The 16,695-nt window shown below is 69.8% G+C and carries 12 protein-coding genes; 8 read left to right on the top strand and 4 right to left on the bottom strand.

The genetic code is table 11. The annotated features are described in order from the left end of the window. The first annotated feature begins 11 nt into the window (after positions 1–11). From ACILR4_RS03615 to ssb, 3 genes are all read left to right on the top strand, one after another. The gene (locus ACILR4_RS03615) at positions 12–1,664 is read left to right on the top strand and encodes an FMN-binding glutamate synthase family protein (RefSeq protein WP_395699459.1); all 1,653 of its coding nucleotides are present in this window, start codon (positions 12–14) and stop codon (positions 1,662–1,664) included. A 193-nt stretch (positions 1,665–1,857) separates the two neighbouring features. Then, positions 1,858–2,517: a hypothetical protein gene (locus ACILR4_RS03610; RefSeq protein WP_395699458.1), complete on the top strand. Its 660-nt coding sequence runs from the start codon at positions 1,858–1,860 to the stop codon at positions 2,515–2,517. Between the two features lie 119 nt (positions 2,518–2,636). After that, positions 2,637–3,140 carry a single-stranded DNA-binding protein gene (gene ssb, locus ACILR4_RS03605; protein ID WP_395699457.1) on the top strand — a complete coding sequence of 168 codons (504 nt, stop codon included), beginning with the start codon at positions 2,637–2,639 and terminating at the stop codon, positions 3,138–3,140. Between the two features lie 88 nt (positions 3,141–3,228). On the opposite strand, the gene ACILR4_RS03600 is transcribed toward ssb, so the two are convergent. Both ACILR4_RS03600 and ACILR4_RS03595 read right to left on the bottom strand, forming a co-directional pair. After that, positions 3,229–6,645 carry a carboxypeptidase regulatory-like domain-containing protein gene (locus ACILR4_RS03600; RefSeq protein WP_395699456.1) on the bottom strand — a complete coding sequence of 1,139 codons (3,417 nt, stop codon included), beginning with the start codon at positions 6,643–6,645 and terminating at the stop codon, positions 3,229–3,231. 311 nt (positions 6,646–6,956) lie between these two features. Continuing rightward, positions 6,957–8,033, bottom strand: coding sequence for an adenosine deaminase (locus ACILR4_RS03595; protein WP_395699455.1), 1,077 nt, complete (start codon positions 8,031–8,033; stop codon positions 6,957–6,959). A gap of 90 nt (positions 8,034–8,123) precedes the next feature. On the opposite strand from ACILR4_RS03595, the gene ACILR4_RS03590 reads away from it, so the two are divergent. The 5 genes from ACILR4_RS03590 to ACILR4_RS03570 are packed head-to-tail and all read left to right on the top strand — an operon-like array spanning position 8,124 to position 13,197. Beyond that, positions 8,124–9,092, top strand: coding sequence for a BMP family protein (locus ACILR4_RS03590; RefSeq protein ID WP_395699454.1), 969 nt, complete (start codon positions 8,124–8,126; stop codon positions 9,090–9,092). Positions 9,093–9,096: 4 nt separating this feature from the next. Next, complete coding sequence (locus tag ACILR4_RS03585; protein ID WP_407062678.1) at positions 9,097–10,665, top strand: ABC transporter ATP-binding protein; 1,569 nt, start codon at positions 9,097–9,099, stop codon at positions 10,663–10,665. Positions 10,666–10,669: 4 nt separating this feature from the next. Next, positions 10,670–11,815, top strand: coding sequence for an ABC transporter permease (locus tag ACILR4_RS03580; RefSeq protein ID WP_395699453.1), 1,146 nt, complete (start codon positions 10,670–10,672; stop codon positions 11,813–11,815). Beyond that, complete coding sequence (locus tag ACILR4_RS03575; RefSeq protein WP_395699452.1) at positions 11,808–12,776, top strand: ABC transporter permease; 969 nt, start codon at positions 11,808–11,810, stop codon at positions 12,774–12,776. Before ACILR4_RS03580 ends, ACILR4_RS03575 begins: the two co-directional genes overlap by 8 nt. A gap of 10 nt (positions 12,777–12,786) precedes the next feature. Continuing rightward, a complete protein-coding gene (locus tag ACILR4_RS03570; protein WP_395699451.1) occupies positions 12,787–13,197 on the top strand; it encodes a cytidine deaminase in 411 nt (136 codons plus the stop codon). Between the two features lie 29 nt (positions 13,198–13,226). Here ACILR4_RS03570 and ACILR4_RS03565 read toward each other — a convergent pair whose 3' ends face one another. Next, the gene (locus ACILR4_RS03565; protein WP_395699450.1) at positions 13,227–15,653 is read right to left on the bottom strand and encodes an aldehyde dehydrogenase family protein; all 2,427 of its coding nucleotides are present in this window, start codon (positions 15,651–15,653) and stop codon (positions 13,227–13,229) included. Between the two features lie 409 nt (positions 15,654–16,062). Then, positions 16,063–16,695: deoxyribose-phosphate aldolase (gene deoC, locus ACILR4_RS03560; RefSeq protein WP_395699449.1), on the bottom strand; the 633-nt coding region annotated here is incomplete at its 5' end.

The following is a 16,695-nucleotide window of genomic DNA, read 5'->3' as shown; positions in this document are numbered from 1 at the left end:
GAGGAGACCGCATGCCGAACTGGCTGTTGGCGCTGGACCGCCATTTCCCGATCCGCTACCTCACCATCACGCTCGCCGCGGTGGCGCTGCTGCTCGGGGCGTTTGCCTGGGTGGGCTTTGGCCGCCTGGCCTGGCTGGCGCTGGCCGGCGGCGCCGGCGTGCTGGTCGGCCTGCGCGACCTGCACCAGAGCCGCCATGCGGTGCTGCGCAACTATCCCGTCATCGGCCATGTGCGCTTCCTGCTCGAATGGATACGGCCCGAGATGCGCCAGTACTTCATCGAGAGCGACCGCGAGGCGGTGCCGTTCTCGCGCCAGCAGCGCTCCATCGTGTACCAGCGCAGCAAGGGCGAATCGGACAAGCGGCCTTTCGGTACCCAACTGGACGTGCACGAGACCGGCTACGAGTGGATGAACCATTCGCTGCAGCCGACCACCATTGCCTCGCACGACTTCCGGGTGCTGATCGGCGGCGCGCCGGGCAGCCGCTGCCGCCAGCCCTACTCGGCCAGCTTGTTCAACATCTCGGCGATGAGCTTCGGCGCGTTGAGTGCCAACGCGATCCTGGCGCTCAACGCCGGCGCCCAGCGCGGCAACTTCGCGCACGACACCGGCGAGGGCTCGATCAGCCAGCACCACCGCGTGCACGGTGGCGACCTGATCTGGGAGATCGGCTCGGGCTACTTCGGCTGCCGCAACGACGACGGCAGCTTCAACGAGGCGAAGTTCGTCGACAACGCGCTGCAGCCGCAGGTCAAGATGATCGAGCTGAAGCTCAGCCAGGGCGCCAAGCCGGGCCACGGCGGCGTGCTGCCGGGGCCGAAGGTGACGGCCGAGATCGCCGCGGCGCGCGGCGTGCCCGAAGGAGTGGACTGCGTCTCGCCGGCGGCGCACAGCGCGTTCTCGAACCCGCAGCAGATGCTGCGCTTCCTCGACCGGCTGCGCGAGCTCTCCGGCGGCAAGCCGGTGGGTTTCAAGCTGTGCATCGGCCACCCGTGGGAATGGTTCGCACTGGCCAAGGCGATGGTCGAGACCGACCTGCTGCCCGACTTCATCGTCGTCGACGGCGCCGAGGGCGGCACCGGCGCGGCGCCGCTGGAGTTCACCGACCACGTCGGTGCGCCGCTGCAGGAGGGGCTGCGCCTGGTGCACAACACGCTGGTCGGGCTGAACCTGCGCGAGCGCATCAGAATAGGCTGCGCCGGGCGCATCGTCACCGCCTTCGACATCGTGCGGGCCATGGCCATCGGCGCCGACTGGTGCAACGCGGCGCGCGGCTTCATGTTCGCGCTGGGCTGCATCCAGGCCCAGCACTGCCACACCGGCGCCTGCCCGACCGGCGTGACCACGCAGGACCCGGTGCGCCAGCGCGCGCTGGTGGTGGGCGACAAGGCCGAGCGCGTGCTGCGCTTCCACGACATGACGCTGGAGGCGCTGAAGGAGCTGGTGCAGGCCGCCGGGCTCGAACATCCGAACCAGCTCACCACCGCGCACATCGTGCGGCGCACCAACGACCATGCGGTGCGGCTGCTGTCCAACCTGCTGCCCACGGTGAAGCCCGGCGAACTGCTGGCCGCCGCGCGCGGCGAGGTCGACTGGCCGCATTCGGTGTTCCGGCTGTACTGGCCGGTGGCGCGCAGCGACAGCTGGCAGCCGGCGGCCTGAACCCCGGGCCGGGCCCGTTCCGGCGCGCCCGGCGTGGCGTTTGAAACCCGCTCTTGCGCCGGGCCGTGACGTCGTTCACGACAAGCTCCGTCAAAACCTTGTAGTGCGCCCCCAGCCCCCGAAGCCCGGGGATGTGGGTTTCCAGGCGCGTCCCCAGAATTGGTTACAGACAGACACTGATTGCGTTGGGACCATGAAGACGGTGCTGATGGCCGGCCACGCCCCGGCCCAAAACCAGATTTGGCGTGATGAACTGCTGGCCACCGGCCTGTGGGACGTGCTGGAGCCGGTGCACAGCTTTGCCGCCGCGCGCGTGCTGCTGCACCGGCACAACCCGGACCTGCTGATCTCCGAGCTGAAGCTGCTGGACGGCACGGTGCTCGACATGATCCGCGTGCTGCGCTTGGGGCTCGGCTACCTCAAGGCCCAGATCCTGGTGGTGGCGCGGGGCGAGGGCAACCCGCTGCTGCTGGACGCGCTGCAGGAAGGTGCCGACAACTTCCACGACCCGAGCGACCCGAAGGCCGAGCCGCTGGCCACGCATGCACGCGATACGCTGGCCGGCAACGCCGACATCGCGCCGTGGATCGCGCGCCACCTGCTGGACCACTTCGACAGCCGGCTGCCGCCCGCCACGCGGCTGGCCAACCCGATCGACGAGCTGACCAGCCCGCTGGCCCTGACCGCCGACGAACGCCTGCTGCTGCGCCAGCTGGCCATTGGCCGCAGGCTGGGCGAGGTGGCGAGATACGAAAAGGTCAGCCCGCGCGCGCTGGCGGCCAAGGTGCGCGCGATCTACCGCAAGATGCAGTGGGACCTGCGCGCCGGCGACCTGACGCTGCAGGCCGCCTGAACCGGCGGCGCTTCCCCCTTCCGGGGGGGTGCCGGCCACCCCTGCGGGTGAGGCCGGGTCGGGCGGCGGCTGGGTATCATCCCCGCATTCCCCACCCGCTTTCCTCAGGAGTTGCCGCCATGGCCTCAGTCAACAAAGTCATCCTCATCGGCAACCTGGGGCGTGATCCCGAGGTGCGCTACACGCCCAATGGCAGCGCGGTCTGCAACGTCAGCCTGGCCACCACCCGCAACTGGAAGAGCAAGGACTCGGGCGAGCGCCAGGAAGAGACCGAATGGCACCGCGTGGTGTTCTTCGACCGCCTGGCCGAGATTGCCGGCGAGTACCTGAAGAAGGGTCGTTCGGTCTATGTCGAAGGCCGCCTCAAGACCCGCAAGTGGACCGACAAGGACGGCGTCGAGAAGTACACCACCGAGATCTTTGCCGACCAGATGCAGCTGCTCGGCGGCCGTGAAGGCATGGGCGGCGGCGAGGACCGTGGCGGCTACGAAGGCGGCGACGACGCGCCCGCGCCGCGCCGCAGCGCGCCGCCCACCCGCGCCGCCGCGCCGGCTCCGGCGCCGCGTCCCGCGCCGAAGTCGAGCACCGGCTTCGACGACATGGACGATGACATTCCGTTCTAGGAACCGGCGCATCGCGCCATGAAAAACGCGGGCTCGTGGCCCGCGTCGAATGCTGAACGTGGGGGCCGCGGATGCGGCCCTCGGTGATTCAGAACTCGTACTTCAGCGTCACCTGCACGGCCCACTGGCTTTCGCCGCGCACCTGGCGGGTGGTGTAGTCCTCCACGCCCTGCAGGCTGTAGACGTACCTGCCGTTGGCGTCCAGGCCCTTGTAGTTGACGAAGCTGCGCGCCTGACCGCCGGCCGACTGGAAGCCGATCTCGTCGATGCGGCCCCACTTCTTGTTCAGCAGGTTGCCGAAGTTCAGGATGTCGAAGCTGATCAGGCCCTTGTTCTTGGCAAAGAAGCCGGGCACCTCCTGGCTGAAGCGCAGGTCGAAGCTGTTGACCCAGGGCGAATAGCTGCCGTTGCGCGAAACCACCTTGCCCTTCGACGCGGACAGCTCCGGATTCGCGTTGACCACTTCCCAGAACTTGGCTTCCTCGGCGGCCCCGCCGGCGAACACCACCTCGCCCGAGCCCGGAGCGGAGGGGATGTACATCAGGTCGTTGCCCGCCAGGCCGTCGCCGTTCAGGTCGTTGTTGTAGGTCCAGCTGTAGGGCTTGCCCTTGCGACCTTCGTAGAACACGCCGACGCTGGTCTTGTAGCTGCCGACGAAGGCCTTGGACCAGCTGAACGAAGCCGAGACCCGGTCGCGCACCAGGTAGGGCGAGTTGGCCGCCACCTCTTCGTTCGGGTTGAACACCGAGCGCGCATTGAAGTTCGAGCTGGCCACCGACGAGGTCAGTGGGCTCACTTCCTTCGAGCTGCTGCGCGTGTAGCCCACCTGCCAGCTCAGCTCGCGCGTGGGCTGCTGCGCCAGGGTCAGCGTCAGCGTGTCGCCGCCGCCCAGACTGGTGCCGGTGGCGAGCGTCACGTTACCGTAGTTCGGGTTGCTCAGCGCCTTGCTGGCCACCGAGCCGCCGCAGCCGGCGCCGCTGGCGTTGGTGCCACCGGCGGCGGTCCAGCAGTTGGAGTTGTAGCCGTTGGCGTTGTAGTACAGCTGACGGCCATCGGTGCCGGTGCGGGTGGGTGCGCCCAGGTTCAGGTGCTGGTAGTAGATGCCCTTCTTCACCTTCACGTCGATCAGCTCGGCGCCGGCGACGAGGCCGAACCACGGCAGCTCCGATTCGAAGGCCAGGCTCGACTTCCAGACCGAGGGCTGGGTCAGGCTGCTGTCGAGGAAGTCGACGCTGGGCGCCGGGTTCGTGCCCAGGGCCACCTGCGTGTTCGGATCGGGGTTGAACACGCCGTTGGTCGAGCAGGCCGTGCGGTTGGACGTGCCGCCGGTGAGCTCGCTGCTCGAGCCGCAGCCGTAGAAGGCCACCGCCTTGCCGGTGTTGGAGTAGGGGTTCGACAGCCACACCGTGGCCGCCGCGCCCTGGAACAGGCCCAGGCCGCCGCGCAGCTGCATGCGGCGTTCCTTGGTGCCCAGGTCCCAGTTGAAGCCGATGCGCGGCTGGAACAGCGTCTTGCCGTCCGGCGTGATCGTGTTGTCACGCCCGAAGCCGCCGGACTGGCGCGTGTTGGTCGCCGGGTTGCCGGCCACCATCGGCTGCGCAGCGTCGCTGTTGGACAGCGGCTTGTCGGGAATGTCCAGCATGTCGACGCGGGCGCCGAAGCTCAGCGTCAGCTTGTCCATCGGCTTGAAGGTGTCCTGCAGGAACAAGCCGTAGTTGTTGATCGACCACTGCGCGATGCCATCGCCCAGCACGCGGCCCGGCAGCGGCAGCTGCGCCTGGTAGGCCGAGGCGCGGCCGAGCTTGAAGTTCTCGAGCACCGCGGCCTCGATCTGCGCGGCGCTGGTGGCGGCGTTGGCGCAGTCGATCTTGCCGAAGCTGTAGGTGTAGCTCGACTCGCACTGGAACTTGTACTGGCCGAAGGCGTCCTGCAGGAACGCGTTGAAGATGTCGTTCTTGACCAGGTCGCCGCCGAACTTCAGCTCGTGCTGGCCGAGCCGCCAGGTGCCGCCGGCATAGGCGTCCCAGGTCTTGGTGAACAGCTGGTTGAAGTGCCGGCTGCGCTCGGTGCCGGTGAACAGCGTGCGATCGCCGGATGCGACCCCTGCGGGGACCGGCCCGCCGAAGTCGAACGCGATCAGCGGCATCGTGCTGTTGTTGCTGGGCAGGCTTTCGTAGTCGCGCTTGGAGACCTTCACTTCGGTCGAGAAGTTCGGCGTCCAGTCGGCGAACCACTGGCCCACCAGCGTCTCGATGTTGTCCTGCTGGTTGTACCAGTGCGAGCTGAGCGACAGCGCGCGCGTGCCGAAGTCAGAGAAGAACGGCTCGCTCTGGTTGGTCTTGGTGTAGCGGAACATCGCGCGCTGGTCGTCGGTGATGTTCCAGTCCACGCGCAGCAGCATGTCGCGCACCGAGAGGTTGTTCCCGCTCGGCACGGTGGAGCTGCCCAGGTCCAGGCCCCACTTGGTCTTGGCGATGTCGCGCAGGCCGTCGATGGCGCTCTGCGTGATGCCGACGTTGGTCTTGGCATCGCCGATCGGCCCGAAGTCCGGCGCCGCACGCGAGCTCTTGAATTCCTCGTAGTTCGCGAAGAAGAACAGCTTGTCCTGGATGATCGGGCCGCTGAAGGTGGCGCCCTTGGTGGTTTCCTTGAACGGTGCCGGCGCGCTGTACGTGTCGGTGGTGCGGTTGTAGCGGTCGCCGGCCAGGCTGTCGTCGCGGAAGACGTAGTAGACGCTGCCGTGGAAGTCGTTGGTGCCGCTCTTGGTGACGGCATTGACGTTGCCGCCGGTGTAGCCCTTCTGCGTGACGTCGTAGTTCGCGACGTTGACCTGCACCGACTGGATCGCCTCGATCGAGATCGGCTGCTTGGTGGTGGGCAGGTTGTTGGCCTTCAGGCCGAAGGTGTCGCTGATGTTGACGCCGTCGATCGTGATCGCGTTGTAGCGGCTGTTCTGGCCCAGCACCGAGATCTCGCCGCGCTCCTTGTCGGTCTGCGTCAGGCGCGGGTCGAAGCGGGCGTAGTCCTGCAGGCTGCGCGAGATGGAGGCCTGGGTGGCCAGGTCGCGGCTGGTGATGTTGGTGGCCGCGCCCATGTTGCTGCTGTTGAAGCGGCTGCTGGCGCCGAGCGCCGAGCCGGTCACCACGACCTGCTGGGTGCCACCGAGCGACCCGTCCAGCGTGGTGGTCTCGGCCAGCGCCAGGAACACGTCTTCGCGCTTGTCGGTCTTGCCGTCCTTCGTGAAGGTGACGACGTACGGGCCGCCGACGCGCAGGCCACGCACCGCATAACGGCCATCGGCATCGGTGACCGTGGTGTTGGTGACACCGGACTCGACGTGGCGGATGGTCACGGTGGCGCCGGCCACGGGCTTGCCGTCGGCGCCGCTGACGCGGCCGCCGACCGCCGAGGTGGTGTTCTGGGCCAGCACCGGCGCGGCGGCCATCGCCACGGCCACGCTGATCACGGTCCGGGCGAAACCGCCGAATCCAAGCCTGTCGTTCATTCGCTCTCACTCCTCACGTTCAATGGTTGGCCGCTGCCGCGCCGGGCTGCCGCTGGCCGGATGCAAGTTGCCTGCCAGCACCCGCGCACACGAAACTTGACCAAACAGTCAATCTCGCGCAAACCGGGTGACGGGTAAACCACGGGTTTGCCCCGGGGCGATGGGTTTTCGCCACAGTGGCCACCCTCGCTTGGTGCGCGCGGGCGCCGAGGCGGTGCGCGCCCCGCCAGCGGACGAAGGCCGCAGTGTGGCGGCCGGATGTTGAAGCGTGATGACAGTGCGGCGCGCGGCGTGCGCGGCCGCTCGAGCCCTCAGCCCAGCCCTTCGGCCACGGCCCAGGCGCGCAGCGCCTGCGCGGCCTGCAGGCGTTGCGGCGCGGGCAGGAACGAGGCCTCGGCCGCGGCCAGGCCCATGCGCACCAGGTCGCCCCAGCCGAAGCCGGCCTCGCGGACCAGCCGCACCGCTTCGTCCGACTGCCGCAGGCAGGAGATCAGCGGGTTGTCGGTGTGGAAGGACAGCGAGAGGCCGGCGGCCCACAGCGCGCGGATCGGATGCCGCGCGATCGACGCGGCCGCGCCGGTGTGCACATTGCTCGTCGGGCAGACCTCCAGGTGCGCGCTGGCGGCCTTGACCTCGTCGACCAGCGGCTGGCCCTCGGGCGTGCCGATCAGGTCGGCCAGTCGCACGCCATGGCCGATGCGGCGCGCCCCCAGGCGCACCGCCTCGACCACGCGCCGGCCTTCGTCCGCTTCGCCAGCATGCAGGGTCAGCGGCAGGCCTTCCTCGCGCACGCGCGCCAGCAGCGCGGCATGGCGCGTGGCCGGGTGGCCGGCCTCGGGCCCGGCCAGGTCGAAGCCCACCACGCCCTGGCCGCGGTAGCGCAACGCCAGCTGCGCGGCGCGGGCGATCTCTGCGTCATCGAGCTGGCGCATCGCGCAGACGATCAGGCCGCTGGGCAGCGCCGAGCGGCGCAGCCCGGCCAGCAGGGCTTCCACCGCGGCCTCGCCGGCAACGCCGTGCGCCTCGAACAGCAGCGGCGCGATGCGGAACTCGGCCAGCACGCAGCCATCGGCGCGCGCGTCCTCGGCGGCCTCGAAGGCCACGCGCTCCAGCGCCTGCGGGCTGGCCATCGCCGCCACCGTCAGCGCGAAGCCGCGCAGGTATTCCACCAGCGAGCCGGCATGGGCGCGCGCATCGAACCAGGCCGAGAGCGTCTCGGCATCGTCGGCCGGCAGGGCCAGGCCGCGCTGGCGCGCCAGCTCGATCAGGGTGGGGATGCGCAGGCCGCCGTCGAGGTGGTCGTGCAGCAGCACCTTGGGCATGCGGCGCGCGCGCTGGACGGTCGTGTCGTCCGCGCCGGCCGGTGGGGCGTTGGGGTGATCTTCCATCGCGGGATGCTAGCAACTACGGTGCCGCGCGCGGCGTGAGTCTTGCTATCCTGCCCGACCACACAGACCAACCCTAGGGGTGACCCGCATATGAAACACCAGCTCCTCGCCCTCGCCGGCCTGATGGCAGCGGCCACCGCCGCGCTGGCCGAGCCGGCCGTGATCTACGACATGGGTGGCAAGTTCGACAAGTCGTTCAACGAGGCGGCCTACAACGGGGCCGAGCGCTGGAAGAAGGAAACGGGCAAGCCCTACCTCGACTTCGAGATCAGCAACGAGGCGCAGCGCGAGCAGGCCATGCGCCGCATGGCCGAGAAGGGCGCCAACCCGATCATCGGCGTGGGCTTCTCGCAGGGCTCGTCGATGGAGAAGGTGTCCAAGGACTTCCCGAAGCTGCAGTTCGCGATCATCGATTCGGTGGTCAAGACGCCGAACGTCGAATCCATCGTCTTCAAGGAACAGGAAGGCAGCTTCCTGGTCGGCATGATGGCCGCGCTGGCCAGCAAGAGCGGCAAGGTGGGCTTCATCGGCGGCATGGACATTCCGCTGATCCGCAAGTTCCAGTGCGGCTACGAGCAGGGCGCGAAGTACGCCAACCCGAAGGTGGAAGTAACGTCCAACATGACCGGCACCACCGCCAGCGCCTGGAACGACCCGACGCGGGGCGCCGAGCTCGCCAAGGCCCAGTTCGCCAAGGGCGTGGACGTGGTGTTCGCCGCCGCCGGCGGTACCGGCGTGGGCGTGTACCAGGCGGCCAAGGACGGCGGCAAGTACGCCATCGGCGTCGACAGCAACCAGAACCACCTGCACCCGGGCACGATGCTGACCTCGATGGTCAAGCGCGTCGACGTGGCGGTGTACAACGCCGCGAAGAAGACCACGCCCGGCGTCACCGTGCTGGGCCTGAAGGAAGGCGGCGTCGACTACGCGCTGGACCAGTACAACGAGAAGCTGGTGAGCGCCGACATGAAGAAGAAGGTCGACGCGGCCAAGGCCGACATCATTGCCGGCAAGATCAAGGTCGCCGACTACATGGCGGATAACAGCTGCAAGTATTGACGCGGTGAGTTCCGGCATCGCGGTCCGCATGGACCGCATCAACAAGCGCTTTGGTGCGGTCCAGGCCAACGATGACGTCACGCTGACGGTGGCCGCGGGCACGGTGCACGGCATCGTCGGCGAGAACGGTGCGGGCAAGTCGACCTTGATGTCGATCCTGTACGGCTTCTACCAGGCCGACTCGGGTTCCATCGCGATCGAAGGCAAGGCCGCGCAGATCACCGGCTCGCGCGAGGCCATCGCGCTGGGCATCGGCATGGTCCACCAGCACTTCATGCTGGTGGAGCCGCTCTCCGCGCTGGACAACATCATGCTCGGCGCCGAGCCCGACTGGCGCCTGCAGCCGGCGCGCGCGGTGGTGCGCACGCGGCTCGACCAGCTGATGGCCGACACCGGCCTGCAGGTGCGGCTGGACCGGCCGGTGGAAGACCTGCCGGTGGGTGAACGCCAGCGGCTGGAGATCCTGAAGGCGCTGTACCGCGGCGCGCGCATCCTGATCCTCGACGAGCCCACCGCGGTGCTGACCCCGCAGGAGACCGAGAGCCTGTTCGTCACGCTGCGCCAGCTGCGCGCACAGGGCACGACCGTCCTGCTGATCACGCACAAGCTCAAGGAGATCATGGCCTTGTGCGACGCGGTGACGGTGATGCGCGGCGGCCGCGTGGTGCTCGACTGCGGCATTGCCGACACCAGCCTGGACAAGCTGGCCGAGGCCATGGTGGGCCGGCGCGTGAACCTGGGCCGAGAGGCCGGCGCGCGGCGCGCCCAGGCGGGCGAGGTGCTGCTGCAGGCCGAGGGCCTGCGCTGGGCCGACGCGATGGGCATTCCGCGCCTGGCCGGGGTGTCGCTCACTTTGCGTGCTGGCGAGATCGTCGGCATTGCCGGTGTCTCGGGCAACGGGCAGAGCGAGCTGCTGGAGGCGCTGTCGGGCATGCTGACCCCGAAGGCCGGCCGGCTGCAGCTGGCCGGCCAGCCCTTCGACGCCGCCCGCTGGCTGGACCCCGCGCGCGCGCGCACGCTCGGCCTGGCCCATGTGCCCGAAGACCGCCACCGATGCGGCCTGGTGCTGCCCTTCGCGGCCTGGGAATCGGCCATCCTCGGCCACCAGGGCTTGCGCCGCTTCTCCAGCGCCTGGGGCTGGATGAAGCAGGCCGCGATGCGGCGCGACACCGCGCAGATGATGGAGCAGTACGACGTGCGCCCGCGCAACCCGCTGCTGCGCTCTTCCAAGTTCTCCGGCGGCAACCAGCAGAAGCTGGTGCTGGCGCGCGAAGCCGTCGTGCAGCCCCAGGTGCTGCTGGTGGGCCAGCCGACGCGCGGCGTGGACATCGGCGCGATCGAGTTCATCCACGGCCGGCTGCGCGCGATGCGCGACGCCGGCGGCGCGGTGCTGGTGGTGTCGTCCGAGCTCGACGAGATCCTCGCGCTCAGCGACCGCGTGCTGGTGATGGACCGCGGCCGCATCGCCGGCGAGCTGCCGATCGAGCAGTGCACCGAGGCCGCGCTGGGCTGCCTGATGGCCGGTGTCGATCCGGTGACGGGCGCGCCGATCGCGGTGGCGGCGGGGGCTTGAGCCGATGGCCGCATCGCATCAACCGATTGAATTGCCGAAGTGGATCGACGTCGGCGTGCTGCCGCTGGTGAACCTGGCGATGGCCTTGTTCGTCGCCGGCATCGTCGTCGCCGGCATCGGGCTGGATCCGGTGCAGGTCATCGCGCTGCTGGTCAAGGGCGCGTTCGGCAGCAAGGCTGGCATTTCCTATACCGCGTATTACGCGACCACCTTCGTCTTCACCGGCCTGGCGGTGGCCGTGGCCTTCCATGGCGGGCTGTTCAACATCGGCGGCGAGGGCCAGGCCATGATCGGCGGCCTGGGCTCGGCGCTGCTGGCGCTGTGGCTGTCCGACAAGCTGCCGGCGCCGGTCATGCTGCCGCTGATGATCCTCGGCGGCGCCGTGGCCGGTGCGGCCTGGGCCGCGGTGCCGGCCGCGCTGCAGGCCTGGCGCGGCAGCCATGTCGTCATCACGACGATCATGTTCAACTTCATCGCCTCGGCGCTGCTGTCCTACCTGCTGGTCAACGTGCTGAAGGAGCCCGGCAACATGGCCGTCGAAAGCCGCGCCTTCGGTGACTCGGCGCACATGCCGGGCATCAACGAGGCGCTGGGCTGGATCGGCATCGAGTGGCCGAAGACGCCGCTGAACCTGTCGGTGCTGCTGGCGGTGGCCAGTGCCATCGGCGTGTGGCTGCTGCTGTGGAAGTCGCGCGCCGGCTACGAGCTGCGCGCGGTCGGCCATTCGCCGGACGCGGCGCACTATGCCGGCATCCGGCCCAGGCGCCAGATCATGCTGGCGATGATGCTGTCGGGCGCGCTGGCCGGCCAGGTCGGCATCAACGAACTTGCGGGCGTGCAGGGCCGGCTGCTGCTGGACTACGTGGTCGGCGCCGGCTTCACCGGCATCGCGGTGTCGCTGATCGGGCGCAACCATCCGGTGGGCATCGTGCTGGCCTCGCTGCTGTTCGGCGCGCTGTACCAGGGCGGCGCCGAACTGGCCTTCGAGATCCCCGGCTTCAGCCGCGACATGGTGACCACGCTGCAGGGCCTGATCGTGCTGTTCTCCGGCGCGCTGGCGATGGTGGCCGCGCCCTGGCTGGCCAAGGCCTATGCGCTGCTGCGCCGCCAGCCGGCCGCCGTCCAGCCCGCGGGAGCCGCGCATGGATGAGGTCTTCATCGGCACCTTGCTGGCCTCGACGCTGCGCGTCACCGTGCCGCTGATCCTGTGCGCGCTGGCCGCCACCATCTCCGAACGGGCCGGCGTCATCGACCTCGGGCTGGAAGGCAAGATGCTGCTGGCCGCCTTCGCCGCGGCCTCGGCCGGTGCGGTCAGCGGCTCGCTGGCCATCGCGCTGCTGGCCGCGCTGGCGGTGGGCATCGCGCTGTCGATGCTGCACGGCTATGCCTGCGTCAGCCACACCGGCGACCAGGTGGTGGCCGGCATGGCGATCACGATGACCGCGGCCGGCCTGAGCATCGTGCTCGGCATCGCCTGGTTCAAGCAGGGCGGGCAGACGCCGCCGCTGACGGACGCGGTGCGCCTGAGCAACTGGTTCGGCGGCCTGGGCACGGCGCTGTCGGCCGTACCGTGGATCGGCACCGTGCTGGGCCAGGCCTTGTTCGGCCACAACCTGCTCGTCTATCTCTCGCTGGCGCTGGTGCCCGGCGTGTGGTGGCTGCTGTACCGCACGCGGCTGGGCCTGCGCCTGCGCGCCACCGGCGAGAACCCGGCGATGGTGGATGCCGCCGGCCTCTCGGTGAAGGGCCTGCGCTACCTGGCGCTGCTGTTCAACGGCGTGCTGTGCGCGCTGGCCGGCGGCTACCTGGTGCTGGCGCAGAACCCGCAGTTCGTGCCCAACATGACCGCCGGCCGCGGCTACATGGCGCTGGCCGCGATGATCTTCGGCAAGTGGCACCCGGTGGGCGCGCTGTGGGCCTGCCTGCTGTTCGGCTTCCTCGACGCGGTGGCCATCCGGCTGCAGGGCGTCGAGATCCCCGGCTACGGCGCGGTGCCGGTGCAGGCGATCCAGGCGCTGCCCTATGTGCTGACGGTGGTGCTGCTGGCCGGCTTCATCGGCCGCTCGCGCGCGCCGGCGGCGCTGGGCCTGCCCTACGTCAAGACGCGTTAGGAGACAAGCGATGGCCGTCGACGAGCACCTGATGCATGCGCTGGTGCAGGCCGCGCGGGCCGCGCGCGAGCGCGCCTATGCGCCGTACTCGAAATTCCTGGTCGGCGCTGCGCTGCTGGACGACCACGGCCGGCTGCATGCCGGCTGCAACATCGAGAACGCGGCCTACCCCCAAAGCCAGTGCGCCGAGGCCTCGGCGATCGCGCACCTGGTGCTCACCGGCAGCCGGCGCATCCTGGCCGCCGCGGTGGTCGGCGTGGCCGAGGAGCCCGTCACGCCCTGCGGCGGCTGCCGCCAGCGGCTGCGCGAGTTCGCCGATGAGACGATGCCGATCTGGGTTGCCGACCTGCAGATCGTCCGCGCACATTACACGCTAGGGCAGTTGCTGCCGGCGAGCTTCGGGCCTTCGCACCTGGGCTGACCGGCACCGCGCCATCGGGTCCCGGGGCCTCACTCCCCGTACGGAATCCACACGTTCTTCACCTGCACCGCATGCCGCAGCAGCACCGGGCCCGCGGCGGCGCGCTCGTCGTGCCAGTCGATCATGCGGCCGTGGTCGACCAGCGTGCGTTTCAGGTTGCCCACCGAGAGCTTCTCGGCCAGCGTGCTGAGTTCGGCCGAGCCGAAGGCCCACAGGCCGTCGACATCGTCGTGCTCGGCCAATGTGCGGGCGAGCGTCAGCGCATCGCCGGTGACGATGTTGACGACGCCGGCCGGCACGTCGGAGGTTTCGAGCACCTGGTAGAAGTCGGTGGCCACCAGCGCGGCGGGGCCGCTGGGGACGGCAACGACGCGGTTGCCCATCGCGATCAGCGGCGCGACCAGGCTGATGAAGGCCAGCAGCGGCGCCTCGGGCGGGCAGACCACGCCGACCACGCCCAGCGCCTCGGGCAGCGCGAGCGCGACGCCGCGCAGCGGCGGCTGGTGCACGCGGCCTTCGTACTTGTCGGCCCAGGCGGCGGCGCTGAAACAACGTCCAATCGACGCGTCCACCTCGGCGCGGGCCTGCTCGGCGCTGGCGCCGGTCAGCGTGGCGATGCGTTGCGCGAACTCGGCCACGCGGGCCGAGAGGTTCTCGCCCAGGTAGTACAACACCTGCGCGCGGTTGTGCGAGGTGGCCTTGGTCCAGCCCTCGGCGCCGCGCGCGGCGGCCACCGCGTTGCGGATGTCCTTGCGGTTACCGGCGCCCACTTCGCCGACCAGCCGGCCGTCGGCCGCGAACTGCGGCAGCGAATGGTTGCCGTCCGGCCGCGCCTGCTTGCCGCCGATGAAGAGCTTGGCGGTGCGGTCCAGGCTGGGCATCGCGAACATCTGGGCCGTGGGCGCGCTGGCCAGCGACGCGGCGGGCGCTGGGCCACTGGGCGGGGTCTTGGGCGCTGCGGGCCGCACAGGCCGCTCATCCCAGGCGATAGGCTTCAGGTACTCGTGGCAGCCCTCGCGCCCGCCCTCGCGGCCAAAGCCGGATTCGCGGGTGCCGCCGAAGCCGACCGCGGCGTCGAACAGGTTGGTGGCGTTGACCCACACCACGCCGGCCACGAGTTTCGGCGCCACGTCCAGCGCCAGGCCGATGTTCTCGCTCCACACGCTGGCCGACAGGCCGTAGCGGCTGTTGTTGGCCAGCATCACCGCTTCGTCGGGCGTGCGGAAGCTGCCGGCCACCAGCACCGGGCCGAAGATCTCCTCGCGCGCGACGGTGGCGCCGGGTTGCACGCCGGTGATCAGCGTGGGCGGGTAGAAGCAGCCTTGCGGCGGGCAGGCTTCGGCGGCGCCCGGCGCCTGGTACACCGTGCCGCCTTCGGCCTCGGCGGTGGCCACCAGGCTGCGGATGCGCGCCAGCTGGGCCGGCGCGACGATGGCGCCCATGTCGATGGTCTTGTCCAGCGGCGCGCCCACGCGCAGCGTGGCCATGCGGCGCTTCAGCTTGCCGATGAAACGCTCGGCCACGCCCTCCTGCACCAGCAGGCGCGAGCCGGCGCAGCACACCTGGCCCTGGTTGAACCAGATCGCGTCGACCACGCCTTCGACCGCGGCATCCAGGTCGGCGTCGTCGAACACGATGAACGGCGACTTGCCGCCCAGTTCGAGCGTCAGCGCCTTGCCCGAGCCGGCGCTGCGCTCGCGGATCAACCGGCCGACTTCGGTGGAGCCGGTGAAGGCGAGCTTGTCGACGCCGGGGTGGTCGACGATCAGCGCGCCGGTGGCGCCGTCGCCGGTGACGATGTTCAGCACGCCCGGCGGCAGGCCGGCCGCGGCGGCGAGTTCGGCGAACAGCAGCGCGGTGAGCGGCGTGTACTCGGCGGGCTTCAGCACCACCGTGTTGCCCAGCGCCAACGCCGGCGCCACCTTCCAGGCCAGCATCAGCAGCGGAAAGTTCCACGGGATGATCTGGCCCACCACGCCCACCGGCCGGTGGTCGGCGAACTCGCTGGCCTGCACCTGGGCCCAGCCGGCGTGGTGGTAGAAGTGGCGCGCGACCAGCGGGATGTCGATGTCGCGCGTCTCGCGGATCGGCTTGCCGTTGTCCAGGCTTTCCACCACCGCCAGCAGCCGCGCGTGGCGCTGCACCATGCGCGCCAGTGCGTACAGGTGGCGCGCACGCACCGCCCCGCCCGCAGCCGCCCAAGGCCCTTGCGCGGCACGCGCCGCGGCCACCGCGGCGTTCACGTCCTCGGCACTGCCCTGCGCAATGCGCGCCAGCGGCTTGCCGGTGGCCGGGTCAGTGCTGTCGAAGGCGGTGTCGCGGCCCGCGCCGGTCCACGCGCCGTTGATGAAGTGGCCGAAGCCGCCGGCATGCGCTGCCAGCCAGGCCTGCGCCTCGGCACTGCCTTCGGGCGCGGGTGCGTAGTCCATCGTGTCCATGTAGTGGGCGACGCTCATGTCATCGGTCCTTCAGAAAGTGATCGGCGGCTATCGGCCCGTTGGTGCCTTTCGCCTGCGGAGCTTGGCGCGCGATCAGGCCGCCGGGGCGCTCCACTCCGCTCATGTCCCCCGGGGCGGGCTGCGCCCACCCCTCCTCCTTTACTTCGCTCCGTGAAGCGCCCCACCGGCCTGATCCGAACCACTGTGGGCATGCGCCTGCCAGAGCGCCGCGCCAGCCAAGGGCATCGGGTGTCCGGTGGAGCGAAGTAAAGGAGGAGGGCCAGGCGCAGCCTGGGCCGGGGGACATGAGCGGAACCGGACACCCGGTGGCCTTGGCCTGCTCGGTACATGCAAGCAAGGACCGCATCGGGCCGCAAGCACGCTCGAGAAAAATGGCCTGCAAAGTACGCGGCATCCCAAGGATTCCCTAGGCGACACCATGCCGGTTGAAGGCCGAGTACCGCCCGGTGACGTGGTGTTCCAGCTGCCGCTCGATGTCGGCCAGCAGGCTGGAGGCGCCGATGCGGAACAGCTCCGGCTCCAACCAGGGGCGGCCGAGCTCTTCCTTCATCAGCACCTGGTACTCGAGCACGCTCTTGGCGGTGCTGATGCCGCCGGCGGGCTTGTAGCCGATGCGGATGCCGCCCGCGCGTTCTTCATAGTCGCGGATCATGCGCAGCATCACCAGCGTGACCGGCAGCGTGGCATTCACCGCTTCCTTGCCGGTGGAGGTCTTGATGAAGTCGGCGCCGGCCATCATGCACACCATCGAGGCCTTGGCCACGTTTCGCAGCGTCTTCAGGTCGCCGGTGGCGAGGATGGCCTTGACATGCGCATCGCCACAGGCGGCGCGGAAGTCGCGCATCTCGTCGTACAGCTGCCGCCACTGGCCCGCCAGCACATGCTCGCGGGTGATGACGATGTCGATCTCCTGCGCGCCGTCACGCACCGAGGCCTCGATCTCCTTCAACTTCAGCGCATGCGGGTTCAGCCCGGCCGGGAAGCCGGTGGACACCGCCGCCACCGGCACGCCCGAGCCCTGCAGCGCCTGCACCGCGGT

Origin of the sequence: Aquabacterium sp., from assembly GCF_044226965.1 — a bacterium.
Taxonomy (GTDB): domain Bacteria; phylum Pseudomonadota; class Gammaproteobacteria; order Burkholderiales; family Burkholderiaceae_C; genus Pseudaquabacterium.
Note: the sequence above shows the minus strand (reverse complement) of the source record. Positions and strands in the feature narration are given on the sequence as shown.